Below are 21,954 nucleotides of genomic sequence, written 5' to 3'. Positions count from 1 at the left end.
AAGAAATCATTGACCTCGTACCGAAAGAGGGACTCAGTATTGGTTTGCTCTTGACTATGATCGCGGAGGAAGAACCGTCAGGAACAGATATGGCATCATTCGTTGTCTTCTTTCAGATCGGCGGGGCCGTTGCCCTGCTTCTGTTCGGGCTCGGGCTTGTACGTGATGGCATAACGACCGCTTTCGGCATCCGGTTGAAAACGGCACTTGGTCTGGGCACCCGGACAGGGCCGCGGGCGTTCCTTTCCGGTGTTGTCGCAACGCTGGGACTACAATCCTCCACGGCAACGGCGCTTCTTACGGCCTCTTTTCGCGACCGGAACCTGATCGGCGCCCGCATGTCCCAGATCGTGCTTCTGGGAGCAAATGTCGGCACGGCTTTGACGGCATTGGTGATCTCTGTCGGATTGCAGGCCATCGCGCCTGCACTGATCCTTGCCGGTTTCGCAGCAAGCCGTCGCGAAAAGCCAGCCATCAGCGGCAGCGGCCGGGCATTGATCGGGCTTGGTCTCATGCTGATATCGCTGACGCTGCTGGAAGTCGGAACGCAGCCTTTGCGCGAATCTCCCGAGATCGCGGCCTTTCTGACCATGCTGGACGCGTCATGGCCGGTTGCGCTGTTATTCGCGGCGATCATTGCTGCAATCTGTTCATCCTCGCTCGCGGCGGTGCTGCTGGTGATGACATTGAACATTCCCGTCGGCCTGACCGTTGCTCTGGTACTCGGAGCCAATCTGGGCGGCGCAATTCCCCCGGTTCTGGCCACTGCAAAAGGCAGAATCGCGGCCCGGCGTCTGACGGTCGGAAACCTGATGATCCGCGCGGCCGGCTGCCTTTTGGTGCTGCCATTTGCGGGGCAGTTCGCCGCGGCATTGGAAACGGTTCCCATGGCCATGACCGGATTGGCCGTCGAAGCGCATCTGGCCTTCAATATCTTGTTGGCTGTCTGCATCGCGCCATTTACCGGTCTGATCTCGCGCAGCCTTGCCCATTTCCTGCCCGATGCCGAACCAAGCGGAGAAGCTCCGCCGCAATGGCTTGACGATCAGGCGCTCGAGGTGCCTGCGCTCGCCCTTGGCGGTGCCAGCAGGCAGGCATTGTCGATCGGGGATGACATCGCCCGCATGCTCGATCAGACCAGGCTGGCATTCACCAGAAACGACAGCAGCTCATTATCCGAGGTGACGGTGCTCGAGGACAGGGTAGATCTGCGCCAGCAGCAGGTGAAAACCTATCTCTCGCGGCTGGGCCGGGACGCCGATGAGCATGACCGGCGCCGTTCGATCACGATCCTCGATTATGTCATCAACCTGGAACATGTCGGGGACATTATCGAAATGGGCCTTACCGCAAGCATTCGCAAGAAGATCGGGTTACAGCTGCGCTTTTCGGATGCCGGATATCAGGAACTGGATGCCATGTTCCTGATGACAATGGAAAACTTGCAGATGGCGCAGACGATTTTCATGACCCGGGATGTCGAACTCGCCCGGCAATTGATGGAGCAGAAGATCGAGATCCGCAACCGCGAGCGTCAATCGGCACAGCGCCATCTGGTGCGTCTGCGCGACGGGCATCAGCAAAGCCGGGAAACATCTTCCCTTCACCTTGATATTCTGCGCGATCTCAAGCGTATCAACGCACATCTCGTTTCGGTCGCCCACCCGATCCTGAACGAAGAGGGCCTGCTGATCGAAAGCCGTCTGCGCAATGTGTAAGATCGCTTTTCCGCCATGAGCCACCGGTCGAGCACGCCAGAGCCGCTATCCGCGCCGTTTCTTTGAGATTGATGCGGGTTGTTTTCGATAGCGGGTCTTGACGCTTCGGGGCAATGTCTCTCGAATCGTGGAAATCTGGATCAGTTAGCGGCAATTCATGATATGCACGGTAGATCCTACCGGGCGTCGGGATATCACTTCGTTGATATCGCTTGATTTTCGGAGGAAATGGTGGGCGACCCTGGAATCGAACCAGGCATGGGTCTCCCCGGCGGAGTTACAGTCCGCTGCCGCACCTTGCAGCACGTCGCCCGCCGAGTGCCGTCGGCGTGGGCCGTGATTAGCGGTCTCGCCCACGGGCGTCAAGCGGATTTCCGGGGCTTGCGTCGCCGGTTATTGGGGCGCAGACAAGGGGAAGATAAAGGGAATTCAAAATGGCCGCCCAACAGAAATCGAAGAAGCCTCAATGGGTCATCGGGAAAGAGCGCGCGCGGCGGGCGGCGGCGGCCGAAACCCTGTGGCTTTTCGGGCTTCATGCGGTGCGCGACGCTTTGGCCAATCCCGTTCGTGACAGGTTGCGGCTTGTCGTCACGCGGAACGCATTGGACCGTCTTGGCGAATTGCACGGCATGGAGCCGGAGGTGATCGATCCGCGCGTCTTCACGAAAACCGTGCCGCTGCCGGATGAAAGCGTCCATCAGGGGGCGGCGCTTGAAGTGAAGCCGCTGAAATGGGGCGGGCTTAGCGATGTGGCCCTGCGGGAAGCACCCGGCGAGGTTCGGCCCTTGCTGGTTGCGCTGGACCGGGTCAGCGATCCGCATAATGTCGGCGCGATCCTGCGTTCGGCCGAGGTGTTCGGTGCCCGGGCGGTGATCGCTCCGGCGCGTCACTCGGCCCCTGAGACCGGCGCGCTTGCCAAGACGGCATCCGGCGCATTGGAGCGGCAGCCCTATCTGCGCGTGCCCAATCTTGCAGAGGCGTTGAACCAGTTGAAACAGATGGGCTTCACGCTGATCGGACTTGACGGGACCGGCGAGGCGGCATTGCCCGATCTGCTTGCCGGTCTGCCGGACCGGGCGGCGATCTGCCTTGTGATGGGGGCGGAAGGACCCGGGATGCGCGAACTCACCATGAAAAGCTGCGATCATGTGGCGCGTATCCCCTTTGCGGCGGATTTCGGGTCGCTGAACGTATCGAATGCCGCTGCGGTCGCGTTATATGCGGGAACGCGGTAACGGGCGATATCACCGAGACATGATCTCAACAGCATTGAGAATCACCGAAGATACTGGCAGGAGTCCTGTTTATCCCAGAGCTACGCGACCATGAAACTGTTTGCACCTGCCATATCCATGCTGACCGCATTCGCTCCGCCCCTTGCTGCGCAGGACTGGGCGGTCGGAGGATATGACCCTGTCGGGTTCGTTTCGGGGCGTCCCGCGCCCGGTCGCAGCGATATCTCGACATTGTGGAAAGGCCAGTTCTGGCATTTTGTCTCTGAAGACAACCGTACGCGATTCGAATCGGATCCAGGGCAATTCGCCCCCGCATTCGATGGATTATGCCCGGTTTCCCTTGCCCAGGGAGAAGAGCTCCGGGGGGATCCGCGGTTTTTCGCCGTTATCGGCGACACGCTTTATCTGACGCGCTCGAATGCCGATTTACGCAGGCTACAGCAGGCTCCGGACGAGATTCTGCGCCGGGCCAAAGAGATTTGGGCCGCCAGGAACTGACGCGGAGCGCAATCGCCGAATCTTCACAATTTTGCGAAAACTATGGAACTTTTCCTTATGGATGCTCATTTACATCACAGAACATGACCCCGGAACGGTCATGTTCAGATCACTGTCCCTCGTTCCGCCACTTGCGCCCGGCCAAATTCTGGACCGGGCGCCTTTTCTGTGTAAGCCTAAGGCAATTCGTATTTGACGCGTTTCCGGGAAGGGGGAGTAGTCTTTTGCAACTGGATATGGCTGATGATGAACTGATCGCCCGAATCGCACGTGAGACGAAGGTGATCGCAATGGTGGGGCTGTCGCCGAATGAGGCAAGGGCAAGCTGGGGCGTGGCAAGATACCTTCAGTCGCAGGGAAAGCGCGTGATCCCCGTCAATCCCGGGCATGCCGGCAAGACGATTCTGGATGAAAGGGTTTATGCGGATCTGGCAAGTATTCCCGCGGATGCGGGCGTGCAGATGATCGATGTCTTCCGGCGTTCCGAGGCGGTGGGCGCAATCGTCGATGAGGCGCTTGAACATCTGCCCGATCTCGGGACCATCTGGCTGCAGCTTGGAATCCGGGATGACAAGGCCGCAGCACGGGCGCGTGCAAGGGGCGTCGAGGTGATTCAGGACCGTTGCACCAAGATCGAGTTTCCCCGCCATATCTGACAGGCTGCGCGCTTGATCACGAACCGGTATCGCTGCCTCTTGCGGCCACCCCGTCCGGGCGACTACCCTGCGGTTGAACTCAACATCGCAGGTCAATCATGCGTATCGGTATCCTACAATGCGGCCAGTCTCCCGAACAGCTCAGGGACAGTCTTGGCGATTATCCAGACATGTTCATGCGGTTTCTGGGCAGTCGGGGATTCGAATTTCGGGTCTGGCATGTCGAAGATATGGATTTCCCGGCGGATATCCATGATGCCGATGGTTGGCTGCTGACCGGTTCCCGCCACGGCGCCTATGAGGATCACGCCTTCATCCCGCCGCTGGAAGATTTCATTCGCCGCGCCTATGCCGCTGCCGTGCCTCTGGTCGGGATTTGTTTCGGTCATCAGATCATCGCGCAGGCTTTGGGCGGCAAGGTCGTCAAACATCCGGGCGGCTGGGTCGTCGGCGCGCAGGATTACGATTTCGGCGGCGAGAAAGTGACGCTCAATGCCTGGCATCAGGATCAGGTCGTGACCCCGCCCGATGGCGCCCGCGTCGCAGGCCGCAGCGAGCTCTGCGAATATGCCGCGCTGGTTTATGGCGACCGGGCATGGACCGTGCAGCCGCATCCCGAGTTTCAGGACGATTTCGTGCAGGGGTTGATGGATACCCGCGCCAAGGGCGTGGTTCCGCAGGACCTGCTGGATCGTGCGGCCGGCCGGATGGGCGAGGTCAGGGCGTCGGATGTGATCGCAGACCGGATCGAGGCGTTTTTCAAACAGTCCCGCAGCGCTGCAAAAGGAGCGGCGTGATCATGAACTGGATAGACCGCACACCCGCCGCCGCACGGGAATATCTGGACGGTCGCCGGCTGGATGAGGTGGAGTGCATCGTTGCCGATATCGCCGGAGTGGCGCGCGGCAAGGCGATGCCCGCCTCGAAATTCGCGCGGCAGGACAAGTTCTACCTGCCGAACTCGATCTTCCTGCAGACGATCACCGGTGAATGGGCCGACAATCCGGCAGGGGCCTTCACCGAGCCCGACATGATCCTGACCCCGGATTTCAGCACCGCAAGCGCTGCGCCATGGACTGCGGACTGGACGCTTCAGATCATCCATGACGCAACCGATCAGCAGGGCAACCCCGTGCCGATCGCGCCGCGCAACGTGTTGAAAAAAGTGGTCGGATTATACGAGGAAAAGGGCTGGAAACCCGTCGTCGCGCCCGAGATGGAGTTTTTCCTCGTCGCCCGCAATACCGATCCAAATCAGCCGATCATTCCTCCGATGGGGCGCACCGGCAGGCGGGCGGCGGCCAAACAGGCCTATTCCATGTCAGCGGTCGATGAATATGGCAAGGTGATCGACGATATCTATGATTTCGCCGAGGCGCAGGGATTCGAGATCGACGGCATCCTGCAGGAAGGCGGTGCCGGGCAGGTCGAGATCAACCTTAATCACGGTGATCCCGTGGCCCTGGCCGATGAGATGTTCTTTTTCAAACGCCTGATCCGCGAGGCCGCGCTGCGCCATGATTGCTTCGCCACCTTCATGGCCAAGCCGATCGAAGGCGAACCGGGCAGCGCGATGCATATCCATCATTCGATCGTGGATATGCAATCCGGGAAGAATCTGTTCTCGGATGAAAAAGGCCGGGAAACTCCGGCCTTTCTGCATTTCATTGCCGGGATGCAGCGGCATCTGCCGGCGGCGATCGCGCTGCTTGCGCCCTATGTGAACTCTTATCGCCGCTATGTCCCGGATTTCGCCGCGCCGATCAATCTGGAATGGGGGCGCGACAACCGCACGACCGGGCTGCGCGTACCGATATCGGGACCCGAGGCAAGACGGGTCGAGAACCGGCTGGCCGGGATGGACTGCAATCCCTATCTGGGCATCGCGGCGTCTTTGGCCTGCGGTTATCTGGGCCTGTTAAGCGGCGAGTCTCCCCGGGCCGAATGCCTTGGCGACGCCTATATGTCCGAAGATGAGCTGCCCTATAATCTGGGCGACGCGCTTGACCTGATGTCAGAGAACGAGGCGATGCGCGGTGTATTGGGCGAAGAGTTCACGGCTGTCTACGAATCGGTGAAGCGTAACGAATACAAGGAATTCCTTCAGGTCATCAGCCCGTGGGAACGCGAACATCTGCTGTTGAATGTATGAGTGGTCCGATGCGCCAAGCCCGTCAGGGTACCGGTGACAGGCACGAAACCGTTTCCGGCGGTGCCCCATGAATCTGCTTTACCTCAACGACCGGCGGGGAAAATACCCCGATAGCCTTTACGCCGAAACCAGCCCGGAGCTTGCTCCTTTCCCGATGCTGAAGGGCGAGACGCGCTCCGATGTCGCGGTCGTGGGCGGCGGCTATACGGGCCTGTCGGCGGCCTTGCATCTGGCACGGCGTGGATATGCCGTGACCCTGCTCGAGGCGCATCGCGTCGGTTTCGGCGCGTCGGGCCGCAATGGCGGGCAGCTTGGCTCTGGTCAGCGACAAGAGGTCGACTGGCTGGAAGCGCAGTTTGGCAGGGAAACCGCCCGGCGCTTGTGGAATCTGGCCGAAGAGGCCAAGGCGCTGGTGCGTTCGCTGGCTGCCGAAGCCGGGGTTCCGGTGCGCGATGGCGTGGCCCATGCCTGCCGCAATCAATCCGAGGTCGATCACGCCCATCGCATCGCCGATCATCTGGCGCGGCATTACGATTACGCCCGGGTTCAGCCGCTGGACGGGCAGGGGCTGGCCGATCTGGCCGGTACCCGAAGCTATGCCGGAGGAGATGTCGATTGGGGCGCGGGGCATCTGCATCCGCTGAATCTTGCCAAAGGCATCGCAAGACTGGCGCATGATGCCGGGGCGGTCATTCACGAGAATACTCATGTGCACCGTATCACCCATGCCCAGAAACCCGCCGAGAAAACCATAATCCATTGCGATACCGGCAGGGTGATCTGCGACCATGTCATCCTTGCGGGTAACGGCTATCTTGGCGGCATCGCGCCTAAAATCGCCTCGAAGGTCATGCCGATCAATAATTATATCGTGGCGACCGAACCTCTGGACGAGAATTTTCCCGAGATCCTGCCGCAAAACCCAGCAGTCGCGGATACGAAATTCGTGGTGAATTACTGGCGGCTGGACGATGAAAGGCGGCTGATCTTCGGCGGCGGCGAAACCGTCAGCTACCGTTTCCCCAAGGATATCTTCGCCAAGGTGCGCCCGCATCTGCTGTCGGTCTATCCGCAGCTTGGGGATGTGCGGCTGACCCATGCATGGGGCGGCACATTGGCGATCACCACCAATCGCATGCCCTGTTTCGCGCGGCCTGCCGTGAATTGCCTGTCGGCCAGCGGTTTTTCGGGGCATGGCGTGGGCATGGCGACCCTGTCCGGCCGGCTGATGGCCGAAGCGATCGCCGGGCAGGCTGAGGGTTTCGAGGTCATGGAGGCCATTCCCACAGGCGGCTTTCCCGGCGGCGCATCCCTGCGCGGCCCGCTGCTGGTCGCGGGCATGGCGTGGTATGGGCTGCGTGACCGGCTGGGGTTCTGAAGCCTCAGCTTCCGTCCATTCCCAGATCCCGCAGAACCTTCCGGCGGATCATGGCCGAATCCTTGTCCGGTATGCCCAGAAGCCCGGCGACAAGCCGGATCAGCGTCTCTTCATCTGCGCCGCGCCGGCTGTCGGCATAGGCCGTCTCCCACATGGCGCCGATCACGCCGGTACGATCCTCAAGCGCGATCCGGTCCTTGACCTGCCGGGTAAAGCGCACGGTATCGGGGGCCTCGGCCTCGATCATCTCGGCGGCGGCGCGACGCTCGGCCGCTTCTTCCAGCGACAGGCCACGGCGCCGGGCCAGAATCTGGTCGATCCGTTGCCGTTCCACCTGCCGGTAATGATCGTCCGAACGCGCGACCCGCACCAAAAGCGCGGCAATCGCAACCTCGGCATCCGGCGAGGCCAAAGGCCGCGGAAGCGCGTCTTCATTGAAAAGGCGGGACAAGAGATCACGGAACATCATTCAATCATACGGTTTTTCACCGCAAACACAAGCGTCTAGCTTAGATCAACCCAGCCTTCCACAATCACCAGATCGACAAGACTGACCGGATCGCGAAGCGCCTTGGCGCGTTGATATTCGGGGCTGTCATAGCAATCCCGCGCGGCTTCGATCGAGGGAAACTCGATCACCACGCAGCGCGGCCTGACCTCACCCTCGACGACCTCCTGCGCGCCGCCGCGAACAAGAAAACGCGCGCCGAATTTCGCAAAGGCTTCGGCATTGGCCCTGCGATAAGCCTCATAGGCCGTTGCGTCATCAACACTGACATGGCCCACCCAATAAGCCTTGGTCATGCGTCCTCCGGTATTCTGATACGGCCTTCCGCGATGGAAACGGCAGTTCCGCCGACTCTGATTTCGCGCAATGCGCCCCGTTCGACAAGCCCCGACAGACCGATCCGCGAGGGCCGCCCCATCTCGACGCCTTGCCGAAGGCCGATCCGGTTCTCGCCATCGGCCAGCGCCCCGTTTGCCAGAAGCTGCGCTGCCAGTATGGCCGAGGCCGAGCCGGTCGCGGGATCTTCGGGAATGCCAGCGGTGGGCGAGAACATCCGGGCGCGATAGCCATCGCCTTCGGCGGCATAAAGATAGGCGCTGTCCACCTGCGCCTGCGCCATCGCCCGGGACCAATGCGGCTCGATCGGCCGCGCGGCCGCCAGCGCATCCAGATCCGCGACCGGCACGAACAGGAAAGCCGGACCACCCTGCCAGCCACCCGGCCGGTGGCTGCCAAAACCGATGGCGGTGTCCGGCAGATCCAATGCGCGCGCGATCAGCCCGGCATCCACCTCCCCGCCATGCGGCACGGGCAGTCTGGGCGCGGTGAATTCCGCCTGTCCGCCACGAATCTTCACCGGCACCAGCCCGGCTTCTTCCTCCAGCAGAATCTGCCCATCCTGACCTTTTGCCAGATGCAGGGCGCAGCCGATGGTCGGATGACCGGCAAAGGGAATCTCGGCGGTCGGAAAGAATATCCTGACGCGGGCCGTATGCGCCGGATCGCGCGGGGCCATGACGAATATCGTCTCGGACAGGTTGAACTGCCGCGCGATCACCTGCATCTGCGCGGTGTTCAGATCATCGGCCCCCATGACGACAGCCAGCGGGTTTCCCGAAAATGGCAGGTCGGTGAACACGTCATAGATATGAAATTCCAGCATGCGCGCCCCCTTCTTCTTCACCGAAATATCCCCGGGGGAGCCGCGTGTCAGCGTGGCGGGGGCAGCGCCCCCTGTCCCGGTTCAGTATTTCTGCGGCACATATAGCTCGCGTGGCAAGACCTCGCGTTCGTAATCGGGGTTGAAGACCCGATTGGGCAGCGTGACCTCTTCATGCGGCACGTCCTCATAGGGGATGATGTCCAGCAGATGGTTCATGCAATTCAGCCGTGCGCGTTTCTTGTCGTTGCCCGGCACGATATACCATGGCGCCTCATCGATATTCGTGCGCTCGAACATCTCTTCCTTGGCCTTGGTGTAATGCTCCCAGCGGACGCGGGACTGCAAATCCATCGGCGACAGCTTCCACTGTTTCAGCGGATCGTGAATGCGGATCAGGAAGCGCATCTGCTGTTCTTCATCGGTGATCGAGAACCAGTATTTCACCAGCCTGATCCCCGAGCGCACCAGCATCCGCTCGAATTCTGGAACGTCCTGAAAGAACTGTTCGACCTGATCGTCATCGGCAAAGCCCATCACCCGTTCGACGCCGGCGCGGTTATACCAGCTGCGGTCGAACAGGACGATCTCGCCGCCCGCCGGCAGATGCGGCACATATCGCTGAAAATACCATTGGGTCTTTTCCCGGTCCGATGGCGCGGGCAAGGCCACGGTGCGCACTATCCGAGGGTTCAGGCGCTGGGTGATCCGCTTGATCGCGCCGCCCTTGCCTGCCGAATCGCGGCCTTCGAAGATGACGACCACCTTTTCCTTGTGATAGCTGACCCAGTCCTGCAATCTGATCAGTTCCGATTGCAGGCGCAGGAGTTCCCGGAAATATTCCTTGCGCAGCAACTGATCGGGATGGTGGCTGCGATAGATGCGTTTGATCTCGGCGGACAGGATCGCGTCTTCCATCTCGATCTCGACATCCTCGTCGATGGTGTCCTGAAGTTCGGCTTCCAGCCAGTCCTTTGGGTGCTTGTTCATGATACTCTCCGGTATGTGCCTCCCATTTAATGCGGCAATGTAACGGAAATAAGGCCATGACGGGAACAAGGCCCAAGGGATGCAGCTCAGCCGCCGAATTTCGCCGCGCAGTTCCGGGTGACGGCGATGACGAAACCGCCGCGCCCGTCATCGACGGTTCCGCACCATGCGCCGCCGGTCGTGAACAGGCTTCTTGTGCCCTTGGCCGGACGATAGGCGATGCGGCGGCCATTCACGTCGAACAGGTTCAGCACCCCGCCTGCATTGGTTGCGTAATAGCCCAGAACCCCGCCATCCGCCGTGATGATCAGCCGCTTCTCATTGGCGGGATTTGCGGGGCGGTTTCCCCATGCCGTCGGGGAATTGGCGGTATTGCCGGCGGAATTCCAGGTTGCATTGGGTGAGTTTGCCGGATTGGCGGGATTGTTCGCCGGATGACCGGGGCCAAGATCAAAGGGAAGCTGCGTCTGGTCCAGCACGATCAGCGGAGCATCGGCGACGGCTGGAGCTGCACCGGACAGAGAGATCAACGCAATCGCAAGCATCCACCGCAAGGGAAGCGCGGCTGTCCGGCCTTGCCCGCCACAGGGGATGGCGCGCGCGCTTGCGGAGGGATTGATTGCGGGTCCGATATCCATGATCTGCTCCGGTAATGGCCGCCCGATTCTGCCGGCTCTTCCCATGAATTGCCAGTGTCTTCGCCCGGTCCCCGCCTTGCAGGCGATCACCTGCGCGAGAGCGCCCGGGCCACACGCTCCCATTCCTGCGCATTGCCGGGAATGCCCAGCCGCAGCCAGCGGTCGGAATAGGGAAAGCGCCTGCTCCAGATATGCGCATGGGCGAGCCGGTCCTGCTCGGCCATGGCGTTACCGGTGTCATAAAGTCGGAACAGATGGGTTCCGCCCAGAGCCTGCCAACCCGCCAATATGGCAAGCCGATCAAGACGCAGGCTGGCCTCGGAATGATAAACCACCGCGCTGTCCGCCCAGCCGCGATCGGCAAGAGCTGCCGCACCGATCTCCAATGCCGGCCCGCTGACCGGCCACGGCCCGGCGGCCTCGGCGAACGGCTTCAGGAAGGCGGGCGGGGCGATCAGAAAGCCAAGGCGTAGCCCCGCAAGCCCCCAGAATTTCCCGAAGCTTCGCAGGATCAGCACATTTCCGGGCATCATCGGAGCAAGCGACAGATCGGGGCGCGGATCGGCAAAGCTTTCATCCACGATCAGATGATCCGTTTTGGCGGCCAGTTCCACCAGTTGCTCCGGCGCCCATTCGCGCCCGTCGGGATTGTTCGGATTAACCACGACCGCCAGACCCGCGCCCGCCATATCCTCGATTCGGGCGCATTCGCGGACCTTCCAGCCGGCAGAGCGCAGGCTGGCCGCATATTCGTTATAGCTGGGCGTCAGAACCGCCGCCCGCCCGCGGGGCAGCAGGCGCGGGATCAACTGGATCGCAGCGGTCGCGCCTGCCACCGGCAGCACTGAGTTGGAATCGCAGCGAAACCATTCGGCGGCCACTCCGATCAGTTTCTGCTGTGCCGCCGCAGTGGGCAGGATGTGCCAGATTTGATCGTCAAGGGCCGTCACCGGCCAGGGACGGCGGTTGATCCCGGTCGAAAGATCGATCCAGTCGCCCGGGCCGTATTGCTTTGCCGCCCTGTCGATATCGCCACCGTGATCGCGCTGCATTCGCTTGCCTTTCAATGGCCTGTCCACCCCACAAGCGGGAATGCGACCGTGATAGTTCCCCTGCAACTGATATTTTCGCTTTACAGCAGACGCAATCCGCACCACGATATATTGTAAGGAGTTACCGGCGATCCCGCCCGGTGTTGAGGTCGCCACAATCTCTAGCGGTCATAAGACCGCGCTGGCAGTCAGGCAGGTACAGATATGGCACAGACCGGACATTTCATCCCAAGCGACGACATTCACCCGATTGATATCGTGGAAACCGTAGCCACGCATTATGAATGGGATTTCGACCGATTGGCGGATGACCAGATCGCTATGGTCGTCGAAGGGCAGTGGCGCAGCTATTCCCTGACGCTGGCATGGTCATCGGGCGAAGAGATGCTGCGCCTGATCTGCACATTCGACATGGACCCGCCCGCGGACCGGCTGCCGATGCTTTACGAAGCACTGAACCGCGCCAATGACGAGGTATGGGAGGGCGCTTTCACCTACTGGGCGCATCAGAAGCTGATGGTATGGCGCTATGGGCTGGTTTTGGCCGGTGATAATCTGGCCACGCCCGAGCAGATCGACGAAATGATCGGCAACGCCATTTTCGCCTGCGAACGCTTCTATCCCGCCTTCCAGCTGGTCGGCTGGGCGAATACGAGCGTGGGCGAAGCTCTGGACATCGCCATGGGCGAGGCCTACGGACGGGCATAAGGGGGCATTCCGCCCCCGATGATCCAGGGGGTGCGGATGAGCGAATTCAACGATATCAACGCGCGTGGCCTTGTGCTGGTCGGCTGTGGCCGGATGGGCGGCGCGATGCTGAAAGGCTGGCTGGCGCAGGGGCTGCAAGCCGGTGCCGTTACCGTGATCGATCCGAAACTTGCGCCCGAATGGCAGGACAAGGGGCTGCGCGTGAATGTGCCGCTGCCCGAAAATCCGGCGGTTCTTGTGCTGGCCGTCAAGCCGCAGATGATGGCGGATGCCCTGGGTGAACTGCCCGATCTCGAAGATACCCTGGTCATCTCGGTCGCGGCGGGCACGACGATCTCGACCTTCGAGGCGGCTTTCCCCGGCTCGCCGGTCATCCGGGTGATGCCGAACACGCCCGCCGCCATCGGCAAGGGCATCTCGGCTTTGATCGGCAATGACGGCGCGACAGCCGCGCATCTTGATCTGGCGGAAACCTTGATGTCCGCCGTGGGGCGGGTGGTCCGGCTGGACAATGAAGCGCAGATGGATGCCGTGACCGGCCTGTCGGGCAGTGGACCGGCCTATGTTTTCCATCTGATCGAGGCGCTTGCCCGGGCGGGCGAGGCGCAGGGTCTGTCCGCCGATATGGCGCTGGAGCTGGCGCGGATGACCGTCGCGGGCGCGGGTGCGCTTGCCGTGGATGCCGATGAAGACCCGGCGATCCTGCGCGAGAATGTGACCTCGCCGGGTGGAACCACCGCTGCCGGTCTGAAAGTGCTGATGGACGAGGAAACCGGCCTGCCGCCCCTGATAAAGCGCACTGTCGCGGCGGCGACCGAACGGGGGCGCGAATTGGGGAAGGGGGCGAAATGACGATCGGTTTCGACGATTTCCTGAAGGTCGATATCCGTGTCGCCACCATCACCCGCGCCGAACCCTTCCCCGAGGCGCGCAAGCCCGCCATCAAGCTGTGGCTGGATCTTGGCGAACTGGGCGAGCGCAAATCCTCGGCGCAGATCACCCGGCATTACACGCCCGAAGATCTGATCGGAAAACAGGTGCTGTGCGTGGTGAACTTCCCGCCCCGCCAGATCGGGCCGTTCATGTCAGAGGTGCTGGTTCTGGGGGTTCCCGATCAGGATAACGAGGTCGTCCTGATCCGTCCCGATCTGACAGTTCCGAATGGAGGGAGATTATATTGATGAAATTGCTTGTGACCCGGAAGATGACCGACACCGCGACCCGTGCAATCAAGGCGCGGTTCGAAGCGGTTTTTCAGGATGAACCGCTGACCGAGGCCGAGGCCGCCGAGGCATTGCGGGAATATGACGCCATTCTTCCGACATTGGGCGACGCCTTTGGCGCGGATGCGTTCAAAGGCGATATTCGTTGCAGGATACTGGCCAGTTTCGGTGCTGGGTATAATCATATCGACGTGCAGGCCGCCAAAGAGGCGGGCGTTATCGTCACCAACACGCCCGATGTCGTCACCGCTGCCACGGCCGACATCGCCCTGACGCTGATCCTGATGACCATGCGCCGCGCCAGCGAGGCCGAGCGAGCTCTGCGGGCAGGGGAATGGATTGGCTGGCGTCCCACCCAGTTTCTGGGCGCGCATGTCGCCGGATGCACGGTGGGGATCATCGGCATGGGCAGGATCGGCAAGGCGATCGCCCGGCGCTGTCATCTGGGCTTTGGCATGCGGGTGGTGTTCCATAACCGTTCGACGGTCTCGGCACTGGATATTCCCGCGCGGCAGATGCCGGATCTGCACGAGACGCTGAAAGCCTGCGACGTGGCGGTGGTCTCGGTGCCCGGAGGGGCCGGAACCCGCCGGTTGATCGGGCAGGCGGAACTGGAGGCGCTGGGTCCGCGCGGTTATCTGGTCAATATCTCGCGCGGGGACGTGGTCGATGAAGCGGCTTTGATCCGCGCCCTGAACGAAGGCATGATCGCGGGTGCCGGGCTGGATGTCTATGAGAAGGAACCGCATGTGCCGCAGGCCCTGATCGACGCGCCGAATACCAGCTTGCTGCCCCATCTCGGAACCGCGACGGATGAGGCGCGGACCGATATGGGATTGCGCGCGCTGAATAACCTGATCGCCTTCGCGGAAGGTGGCGAGCCGGGTGATCGGGTCGTCTGACCCGGCTTTCCCGGATTGGGGAATACCGGTGATTTTCGGGCGGTTGCGTCTTGCGTTGTCTTGAGCGCAAGGTCATCTGCGGTCCGCAGGCCGGGGGCGCTGCCCCGTCGCCGGCAGGTCTCTCGGACCAGTGGCGCGACCCGCCGGCGACCCCCGAGGTATTTGGGCAAAGAAGAAGGAGTGGAGGCGCAGCCGGGCAGGCGCGACACGCTTTAACGCCTGAGCCCGCTCAGAATCTGTCCATGCAGCCGGGGACCGGCGACGATCAGCCCATCCACCATGGCGCGGGGGCCATTGAAGCGCATCCTGTCGCCATGCCGGTCCGTGACGGCTGCGCCCGCGCGCTCGGCGATCAGGCTGCCTGCGGCGATGTCCCATTCCCATGCAAGCCGCAACGATACAGCCGCGTCAAACTTTCCTTCGGCGGCAAGACACAGGCGCCAGGCGAGGGAAGGGCGGAACTCGCGGCGAAACGGCGGAACCTGCCCGTCGCGCCAATGGCCCGGATCGGACACGGCGCGATAGGTCAGCACGGTCGCGCCGTCGATCCCGGTATCGCTTGGCGCGATCGGCTGGCCATTTCGCAGCGCCGGGCCATTCGCATGGGCGCTGTAAGTGGTATTGCGGGCGGGCAGATGCACGACGGCGGCCACGATCTTCTCGCCATCCGTCACGGCGAGCGAATGGGAAAAGCCTTCCTGTCCGGCGATGAATGCGCGGGTGCCATCGATCGGATCGATGATAAAGCAATGCCGTGCATCCAGCCGCGACGGATCGGCCTCGCTTTCCTCGGACAGCCAGCCGTAATCCGGCCTTGCGGCCGTCAGCATATCCCGCAGCATATCGTTCACCGCCAGATCCGCTTCGGAAACCGGCCCCGCATCATCCGCCTTGTCCCAGGACCGCATGTCGTTGCGCCAGAAACCCAGCGCGATCTGGCCCGCATGACGTGCCGCCCGCTCAAGCAGCTCAAGATCGGCCTCAGGCTCCTGCAACGGTCATCCCCTCGACCAGAAGGCCGGGAACTTCCATCCCGCGCCATGGCAGCGCATCCTTCCCGGCGATCAGGGTCATCAGCATCTCGCGGAGATTGCCGGCGATCGTGCATTCATTCACCGGATAGGCGATCCGGCCGTTCTCGACCCAGAATCCCGCTGCCCCGCGCGAGTAATCGCCGGTCGTGCCGTTGATCGACGCGCCCAGCATCGAGGTCACGATCAGCCCGCGGCCCATGTCGGCGATCATCTGTTCCTGCGTCCGGCTGCCTTGCGTCAGGATCACATTGGAATTGACCGGCGATGGCGGCGAGGTCAGCCCCCGTGCGGCCGAGGCGGTGCTGTCCATGCCAAGCTTGCGCCCGGTGGCCAGATCCAGCGTCCAGCCCTGCAAGATGCCCTTTGAGACGATGCTGCGCTTTCGCGTCGCCAGCCCTTCGGCATCGAAGGGGCGCGAGGACGGATAGCGTGGGCGATGCGGGTCTTCGAAGAGATCCATTCCTTCCGGCAGAACCGGCTCGTCCAATGCATTGCGCAGCCAGCTTGCGCCCCGCGCAATCGCGCCGCCATTCACCGCCGAGAGAAGATGCGAGATCAGCGAAGCAGAGACGCGGCGGTCATACAGGATCGGAAAGGCTCCGGTGGGCGGTTTCCGCGAACCGGCACGGGCCAATGTCCGTTCGGCGGCCAGCGTGCCGATATCCTCGGGTTCCGGCAGATCGGCGGCATGGCTGCGGGATTCGGCGGCATAGTCACGTTCCATCCCCAGCCCCTCGCCGGTGATCGCAACGGTCGAGATGATATGCGTGCTGCGCTCGTACCCGCCCGAGAACCCGTTCGAGGCGACCAGCCACATATTCCGGCGGCTGAACGCGGCGCTTGCCGCCTCGACCTGACTGATCGCAGCGTGGGAAAGCGCCGCGGCCTCGGCACGCAAGGCGAGTTCCTGCAGAATCTCGGGCGCGGGATCGGGTTCCGGGTCAGACAGATCCAGCTCATCCGCATCGCGCCGTTCAGCCAGTTGTTCAGGCTCGGCCAGACCCAGCGTGTCGTCGACCGGCGCTTCGCGGGCCATGGCAATCGCCCGTTGAGCCATTTCCGCGATGCTTGCCTTGCTGTGATCAGAGGCCGACACACAGGCCTGACGTCCGCCGATCAGAACGCGCAATCCGATCTCGATCCCCTCGGCCCGTTCCGCCTGTTCAAGTGCGCCGGCGCGCGTATCGATGCTGACAGACCGGCCCTGAACCGCCAAAGCGTCGGCCTGATCGGCGCCGTTGCGCTGCGCGGTCTCGACCAGGGCTTCGGCCAGTCCTTTCAGATCGGTGCTTGCCAACTTGCCGTTCATCGTTGCCCTCTGCTTCCTTTCGCCGCGATGCCGTGGCCAGCTTTGCATGGCCGGTTCATTGCGGAAACCCGGTTCTTCGCGCCGCTGACGTTTTCAGTAGAAGTGGATACCGGTCTTATGTCCGGGAACGCACGAAAACCCTACAGGCGCGAAGCGAATGAAAAGGCCGGGCAAAATCGCCCGGCCCGTGCCTTGCGGCAGATTGGTTATTTCACCTGCTGCCCATTGGCGAAGATCGAACCGCCCTCTTTGAATTCGATCTTGGTTTGCAGATGGTCCGGGTCGCCTTCGGCGGGTTTGGCGAACATGGCCAGCATCATCCGCGCGCCCATAAGCTGATCCTGCGGCACGATCCCCATGGCGACCAGCTTGTCCAGAAGCGCGTTGATGCCTTTGAAATCGCCCTCGATCACGCCGACCGGAGGCTGTTCAAGATCGGCAAAGGTCAGATCGCCGGTCAGATTGGCATCCGCGCCAACCGCCTGCAACACGACCTCGTTGATCTTGAGCGAGCGCGGCTCGAACGGGACTGTGGGCGCAGGCGAGGTTTCCGCAGTCGCATCGGGCGCTTCGCCCTCCGCGGCAGGATCATCGGTTGCCGGATCATCGGTGGCAGGATCGGGTGCCTGTTCCTCTAGCTTCTGGGCGAATGCCGGGTCAAACAGGTCGTTCTTGACGACCGCCTCGCCCGTCAGGTCAAGCTTGAGATTGGCAGGATCGCGCGGCAGTTCCTTGCCCGGATCGAACTGATCCCAGATCGCATCGGCCAGCTTTACGCCGGCCAGTTCGTATTTGAGCGCGAAGGGCTGGGCGTCTTCGCCCTTGCTGACCGGGAAAGTCGCCTCGCCCGATGCTTTGTCGATGGAGTAGGTGATCGGGAAGGGCAATTGCGCGAAATTTGCCTCGACCTCGGTTGCGCCGGAATTGCCGCCATAGGTCAGGCCCTCTTTCGACATCGCGAATGTCAGGTCGCTGCTCTCGGCGTTGAATTTGGCGTCGCCGGATTGCGGCTGGTCATTTTCATCCATGCCCTCGAAGGTCATGTCGCCGCTCATCTTGCCCAGTTCGGCCTTGCCCTGAGCCACGAGGCCGGCATTCAGGGCAAGGTCCAGCCGCTCGGCCAGATTCTCGATATCGCCGGGAATCGAGGTGGTGCCCGTAAAGGTAACCCCATCCACATGCGCCTGACCCGTGACCTTGCCGTTGCCGCCTGTGCCGTCTTCCGCAGGCGGTTCCGTCACGTTCAGGGCTACATCAAGGCCCTTGCTCACCATCTCATAGGTGATTTCCTGATTCTCGGCATGAACCGTGCGGTATTGCCCGGTCGACTCGGTCAGGGTGAGGGTCATGGGCGCCTCGCCGCCATCGGCGTCCGGTGTAGCGCTGCCGAAATAAAGCTTGCTCTCGAGGGTGGGAAAATCGAACTCGTGCAGCATATCGTTTTCCGTGCCGGACGAGATCATCTCGTTTTCGGGCGCGGTCATGACAAGCCGGAATGACATCGGCTCCTGATCCGGAACGTCTGTCGAGGATTCGACCGTCATCTCGCCGTCGAACACGGTGCGCACCTTGGCGTCGTCCGTCTGCTCCAGCGTAATTTTCGGCACGGTTGCGGAAACACTTGTCGCGGCATCAGGCTGGTCGATTTCCGAAGTGAACACGACATCCGTAAGACTCAGATTGCCATCGGTTTCGTCCTGTGAGCCGACCGTTACCTCGTAGCCCATGCTGGTATAATACCCCGAAAGGTTTTCCCAGACCTGTGCCGGAGTCAGTTCCGCCAATGCGGGGCCAGCGGCCACGATCAGTGCGATGGCAGAGCTTGCAAGTGTGCGTTGCATTCGAAATACCCTTCGTCCAGAAAACTCGTGGCAATTTGCCATAGCACAGAAGCAAGGGAAAGGGACCATTGCGTGATCGGATTGCAGATTGATGAAAAGGTCGCCTTGCTGACCATCGACCGACCCGACAAGGCTAATTCGCTGACGGCAAAGATGCTGCGTGAACTGACCGCGAAACTCGAGGATCTGGCCGTGTCAGATTGCCGGGCGGTGATCCTGACCGGGGCGGGCAGGGTCTTTTCCGCCGGAGCGGATCTGGATGAGGCCCGCAATGACGGGCTTGCCAAATCCCCGGAATGGGAGCGGTTATCCGCGCGGATGGTCTCGATGCCTTGCCTGACCGTCGCCGCGCTGAACGGCACATTGGCGGGCGGCGCTTTTGGAATGGTCCTGGCCTGCGATCTGCGGCTGGCGGTGCCCGAGGCGAAATTCTTCTATCCGGTGATGAAGCTGGGCTTTTTGCCGCAACCCAGCGATCCGCGACGGCTGGCCGCCCTGATCGGACCGGCGCGGGCGAAAATGATTCTGATGGCAGGCGCAAGGATCGATGCCGCCGAGGCGCGCGACTGGGGCCTGATCGACCGGATCGTTCCGGCAGAGGAACTGAACGCCGCCGCGACCGGTCTGGCGGCCGATTGCACGGCGGCCTCGGCCGATCATGTGGCGGCGATCAAGGAGATGACTGATCAGCCGTAAACCGACTGCTTGCCGAAATGCTTGCACAGCATGTAATAGATGACCGGACGGTATTTGTTCCGGTTCGAGCGGCCATATTTGTCGATCGTCGAATTGATCGCCTCTGCCAGTTGCGGGCTGTCCGTCAGGCCAAGTTTCTTGACAAGGTAATTCTTGCGCACCCGTTCGAGTTCCGCCTCATCGCTTGAGGCAATGGTCTCGGCATCGGCGCTGTAGATCGACGGGCCGCAGCCGATCGTGACCTTGGTCAGCAGATCCATGTCCGGGTTTTCACCGAGTTTATCCTTGATATCGCTTGCGTATTTGGCAATCAGATCGTCACGCCTACTCATCTCTACTCCCCTGTTTTGTTTGCGATGAATGGGGGAAGGATGCGGCGCGCTGCAGCATTTGGCAAGTTTTCCCTTCAGGCACGGGATTCAACCATGCGAGAACCCGCTTAGCGCGGGCAGCCATGTGGACAAGCCGGGGACGAAGGTAAGGATCAGCAGCACCAGCAGCGCCGCGATGAAGAAGGGCGGCAACTCACGGATCAGATCCGAAGGCCGCTGATGGGTGGCCGAGGCGACCACGAAGATCAGCCCTCCGACCGGCGGGGTGATCAGGCCGAAGGTCAGGTTGACGATGACGATGATGGCGAAGTGATCGGCGGCGATGCCAAGGCTATGCGCAATCGGAGCCAGAATTGGCACAAGGATCATCACGCCGGGCAGCGGGTCCATGAACATCCCGAAGACCAGCAACAGCAGGTTGACCATCAGCAGGAAGGCGATGGGCGACAGGTTCATGGCGATCACCGCATCGGCCATGGCCTGCGGCACGCCCTCGATGATCAGCACCCAGGCAAAGGCCCGTGCGGCGGCAAGGATCATCAGCACGGCGACCGACATGATGCCCGCGCGCCAGAACGCCCCCCACAGGTCGCGGAAGGCGAAGCCGCGATAGACCACGGCACTGACAATGATCGCATAGGCGACGGCGATCACCGAAGCCTCGGTGGGCGTGAACACGCCGCCCCGGATACCGCCGACGATCAGCACTACCAGAAACAGCGCGGGCGAGGCCGCCAGCGTGTTGCGGATCATCTGCGCGACGGGCGGGCGGGGATCGTCGCTACGATATCCGCGCCTGCGGCTGACCCACCAGTTCACCCCGGCCATCATCGCCGAGATCAGCAATCCGGGCAGGATCCCGGCCATGAACAGCGAGCCGACCGAGACGTTCCGGTCCTGAAGCGCATAGATGATCATGGTGATCGAGGGCGGGATGATCGGCCCGACGACGGCTGTGGCGATGGTCAATGCCCCGGCATAGGCGCGGGAATAGCCGCTCTTTTCCATCATCCGCACCATCATCGCCCCCGGCCCGGCGGCATCCGCCAGCGCCGAGCCCGAGATTCCTGCGAAAAGGGTCGATGTCAGAACATTTGTATAGCCCAGCCCGCCGCGCAGATGCCCGACGAATTGCGAGGCGAAGCGCAGCAGCATGATCGAGATCGCGCCCGCCGACATGATCTCGGCCGCGAGGATGAAGAAGGGCACCGCCAGCAGCGGGAAGCTGTCGAGCCCCGTAAACATCTCCTTGACCACGACGACCAGCGGATATTGTCCGCCGATGATGACCGCCGCGAAGGCCGCCATCGCCAGCGCGAATGCGACGGGAACGCCCAGCAGCATCAGGAGCAGAAAGCCGGCGATCAGGATTTCAACCACGGGCGGCCTCGTCCGTTACGGCGAAACCGGCCCTCAGATAACGCGGCGCGATCAATGCGAGATGCAGGATCATCAATGCGAAGCCCGCAGGCATCGCCGCATAGACCCATTTCATCGGCAGGCGCAGCGCGGCGGATTTTTGAATCGCCATCCTGTTCATGTAATCGATGCCCACCCAGACCATGAAGCCGAAGAAGCCGAACAGCATCAGCAGGATCCCCCATCTGAGCGCATATTGCGCAGCGCCGGGCAGGGCCTCTTGCGCGTTGGCGATCGCGACATGCGCGCCTTCGCGCAAGGCAAGGCCGCTGCCGAGGAAGGTCAGCCAGATCATCGTGTAGCGCGCCACCTCATCGGCCCAGGGCAGGGAATGCGCCCAGAAATAGCGCGCCGCGACATTCCAGCCGACGACGACAGCCATCGATGCGAGGCCGGCGATGACCACGGTGCCGTTCAGAAGGACGAAATAGCGTTCGATCCGGCGCATGGATGTGTCAGTGTTGCGTCCCGCGACGGCCGGGGGCGCTGCCCCCGGACCCCCGAGG

At 62.0% G+C, this 21,954-nt stretch carries 24 protein-coding genes and 1 tRNA gene; 12 read left to right on the top strand and 13 right to left on the bottom strand.

The window, feature by feature from the left end; translation table 11 throughout:
* The first annotated feature begins 89 nt into the window (after positions 1-89).
* Positions 90-1,718, top strand: a complete 1,629-nt coding sequence (locus tag D3P04_RS19125) for a Na/Pi cotransporter family protein (RefSeq protein ID WP_119751480.1) — start codon at positions 90-92, stop codon at positions 1,716-1,718.
* A gap of 229 nt (positions 1,719-1,947) precedes the next feature.
* Here D3P04_RS19125 and D3P04_RS19120 read toward each other — a convergent pair.
* Positions 1,948-2,031: transfer RNA gene (locus D3P04_RS19120), tRNA-Tyr, on the bottom strand.
* Between the two features lie 121 nt (positions 2,032-2,152).
* Between D3P04_RS19120 and D3P04_RS19115 the strand changes: the two genes are divergently transcribed.
* From D3P04_RS19115 to D3P04_RS19090, 6 genes are all read left to right on the top strand, one after another.
* Positions 2,153-2,953 (top strand): TrmH family RNA methyltransferase, encoded by an 801-nt coding sequence (locus D3P04_RS19115; protein WP_119751479.1) that lies wholly within the window; start codon positions 2,153-2,155, stop codon positions 2,951-2,953.
* Between the two features lie 90 nt (positions 2,954-3,043).
* A complete protein-coding gene (locus D3P04_RS19110) occupies positions 3,044-3,451 on the top strand; it encodes a YHS domain-containing (seleno)protein (RefSeq protein WP_119751478.1) in 408 nt (135 codons plus the stop codon).
* A 236-nt stretch (positions 3,452-3,687) separates the two neighbouring features.
* Complete coding sequence (locus D3P04_RS19105) at positions 3,688-4,107, top strand: CoA-binding protein (protein WP_119751477.1); 420 nt, start codon at positions 3,688-3,690, stop codon at positions 4,105-4,107.
* 98 nt (positions 4,108-4,205) lie between these two features.
* Positions 4,206-4,904, top strand: a complete 699-nt coding sequence (locus tag D3P04_RS19100; protein ID WP_119751476.1) for a type 1 glutamine amidotransferase — start codon at positions 4,206-4,208, stop codon at positions 4,902-4,904.
* Entirely contained in the window at positions 4,904-6,259 is a 1,356-nt protein-coding gene (locus D3P04_RS19095) for a glutamine synthetase family protein (RefSeq protein ID WP_119751575.1), read from the top strand. The genes D3P04_RS19100 and D3P04_RS19095 overlap by 1 nt, the downstream gene beginning before the upstream one ends.
* A gap of 67 nt (positions 6,260-6,326) precedes the next feature.
* Positions 6,327-7,637: an NAD(P)/FAD-dependent oxidoreductase gene (locus D3P04_RS19090; RefSeq protein ID WP_119751475.1), complete on the top strand. Its 1,311-nt coding sequence runs from the start codon at positions 6,327-6,329 to the stop codon at positions 7,635-7,637.
* Positions 7,638-7,641: 4 nt separating this feature from the next.
* On the opposite strand, the gene D3P04_RS19085 is transcribed toward D3P04_RS19090, so the two are convergent.
* The 6 genes from D3P04_RS19085 to cobD all read right to left on the bottom strand — a co-directional run bounded on the left by D3P04_RS19085 (position 7,642) and on the right by cobD (position 11,984).
* A complete protein-coding gene (locus D3P04_RS19085; protein ID WP_333473107.1) occupies positions 7,642-8,106 on the bottom strand; it encodes a tellurite resistance TerB family protein in 465 nt (154 codons plus the stop codon).
* Positions 8,107-8,141: 35 nt separating this feature from the next.
* Entirely contained in the window at positions 8,142-8,441 is a 300-nt protein-coding gene (locus D3P04_RS19080; RefSeq protein WP_119751474.1) for a DUF1330 domain-containing protein, read from the bottom strand.
* On the bottom strand, positions 8,438-9,307 hold the full coding sequence (locus tag D3P04_RS19075; RefSeq protein WP_119751473.1) for a PhzF family phenazine biosynthesis protein: 870 nt from the start codon (positions 9,305-9,307) through the stop codon (positions 8,438-8,440). Before D3P04_RS19075 ends, D3P04_RS19080 begins: the two co-directional genes overlap by 4 nt.
* Before the next feature lie 81 nt (positions 9,308-9,388).
* On the bottom strand, positions 9,389-10,294 hold the full coding sequence (gene ppk2 / locus D3P04_RS19070; RefSeq protein WP_119751472.1) for a polyphosphate kinase 2: 906 nt from the start codon (positions 10,292-10,294) through the stop codon (positions 9,389-9,391).
* Positions 10,295-10,380: 86 nt separating this feature from the next.
* Positions 10,381-10,932 carry a hypothetical protein gene (locus D3P04_RS19065; RefSeq protein ID WP_232845089.1) on the bottom strand — a complete coding sequence of 184 codons (552 nt, stop codon included), beginning with the start codon at positions 10,930-10,932 and terminating at the stop codon, positions 10,381-10,383.
* Positions 10,933-11,018: 86 nt separating this feature from the next.
* On the bottom strand, positions 11,019-11,984 hold the full coding sequence (cobD, locus tag D3P04_RS19060; protein ID WP_119751471.1) for a threonine-phosphate decarboxylase CobD: 966 nt from the start codon (positions 11,982-11,984) through the stop codon (positions 11,019-11,021).
* Between the two features lie 204 nt (positions 11,985-12,188).
* Between cobD and D3P04_RS19055 the strand changes: the two genes are divergently transcribed.
* From D3P04_RS19055 to D3P04_RS19040, 4 genes are read left to right on the top strand one after another with little or no spacing between them, the layout of a single operon-like run.
* Positions 12,189-12,692 (top strand): type III secretion system chaperone family protein, encoded by a 504-nt coding sequence (locus D3P04_RS19055; RefSeq protein ID WP_119751470.1) that lies wholly within the window; start codon positions 12,189-12,191, stop codon positions 12,690-12,692.
* Positions 12,693-12,728: 36 nt separating this feature from the next.
* Positions 12,729-13,544: a pyrroline-5-carboxylate reductase gene (gene proC, locus D3P04_RS19050; RefSeq protein ID WP_119751572.1), complete on the top strand. Its 816-nt coding sequence runs from the start codon at positions 12,729-12,731 to the stop codon at positions 13,542-13,544.
* Positions 13,541-13,873 carry a tRNA-binding protein gene (locus D3P04_RS19045; RefSeq protein ID WP_119751469.1) on the top strand — a complete coding sequence of 111 codons (333 nt, stop codon included), beginning with the start codon at positions 13,541-13,543 and terminating at the stop codon, positions 13,871-13,873. Before proC ends, D3P04_RS19045 begins: the two co-directional genes overlap by 4 nt.
* Positions 13,873-14,817, top strand: a complete 945-nt coding sequence (locus D3P04_RS19040; protein WP_119751468.1) for a 2-hydroxyacid dehydrogenase — start codon at positions 13,873-13,875, stop codon at positions 14,815-14,817. The genes D3P04_RS19045 and D3P04_RS19040 overlap by 1 nt, the downstream gene beginning before the upstream one ends.
* A gap of 212 nt (positions 14,818-15,029) precedes the next feature.
* On the opposite strand, the gene D3P04_RS19035 is transcribed toward D3P04_RS19040, so the two are convergent.
* The 3 genes from D3P04_RS19035 to D3P04_RS19025 all read right to left on the bottom strand — a co-directional run bounded on the left by D3P04_RS19035 (position 15,030) and on the right by D3P04_RS19025 (position 19,001).
* Positions 15,030-15,812: a 3'(2'),5'-bisphosphate nucleotidase CysQ gene (locus D3P04_RS19035; protein ID WP_119751467.1), complete on the bottom strand. Its 783-nt coding sequence runs from the start codon at positions 15,810-15,812 to the stop codon at positions 15,030-15,032.
* Positions 15,799-17,160 (bottom strand): TldD/PmbA family protein, encoded by a 1,362-nt coding sequence (locus tag D3P04_RS19030; protein WP_119751466.1) that lies wholly within the window; start codon positions 17,158-17,160, stop codon positions 15,799-15,801. The genes D3P04_RS19035 and D3P04_RS19030 overlap by 14 nt, the downstream gene beginning before the upstream one ends.
* A 206-nt stretch (positions 17,161-17,366) precedes the next feature.
* A complete protein-coding gene (locus tag D3P04_RS19025) occupies positions 17,367-19,001 on the bottom strand; it encodes a DUF2125 domain-containing protein (protein ID WP_182912934.1) in 1,635 nt (544 codons plus the stop codon).
* A 72-nt stretch (positions 19,002-19,073) separates the two neighbouring features.
* On the opposite strand from D3P04_RS19025, the gene D3P04_RS19020 reads away from it, so the two are divergent.
* Entirely contained in the window at positions 19,074-19,697 is a 624-nt protein-coding gene (locus D3P04_RS19020) for an enoyl-CoA hydratase/isomerase family protein (RefSeq protein ID WP_119751464.1), read from the top strand.
* Here D3P04_RS19020 and D3P04_RS19015 read toward each other — a convergent pair.
* The 3 genes from D3P04_RS19015 to D3P04_RS19005 form a co-directional block, all read right to left on the bottom strand.
* Entirely contained in the window at positions 19,688-20,029 is a 342-nt protein-coding gene (locus D3P04_RS19015) for a DUF2853 family protein (RefSeq protein ID WP_119751463.1), read from the bottom strand. The two genes, D3P04_RS19020 and D3P04_RS19015, sit on opposite strands and share 10 nt — an antisense overlap.
* An 87-nt stretch (positions 20,030-20,116) precedes the next feature.
* Positions 20,117-21,409 carry a TRAP transporter large permease gene (locus tag D3P04_RS19010; protein WP_119751462.1) on the bottom strand — a complete coding sequence of 431 codons (1,293 nt, stop codon included), beginning with the start codon at positions 21,407-21,409 and terminating at the stop codon, positions 20,117-20,119.
* Positions 21,402-21,954: TRAP transporter small permease (locus D3P04_RS19005; protein ID WP_333473106.1), on the bottom strand; the 553-nt coding region annotated here is incomplete at its 5' end. The genes D3P04_RS19010 and D3P04_RS19005, both read right to left, overlap by 8 nt.

The organism is Paracoccus onubensis (assembly GCF_003591515.1).
Classification (GTDB): Bacteria; Pseudomonadota; Alphaproteobacteria; order Rhodobacterales; family Rhodobacteraceae; genus Paracoccus; species Paracoccus onubensis.
The sequence above is the reverse complement of the archived record's forward strand: the minus strand, read 5'-3'. Positions and strand labels throughout refer to the sequence as shown.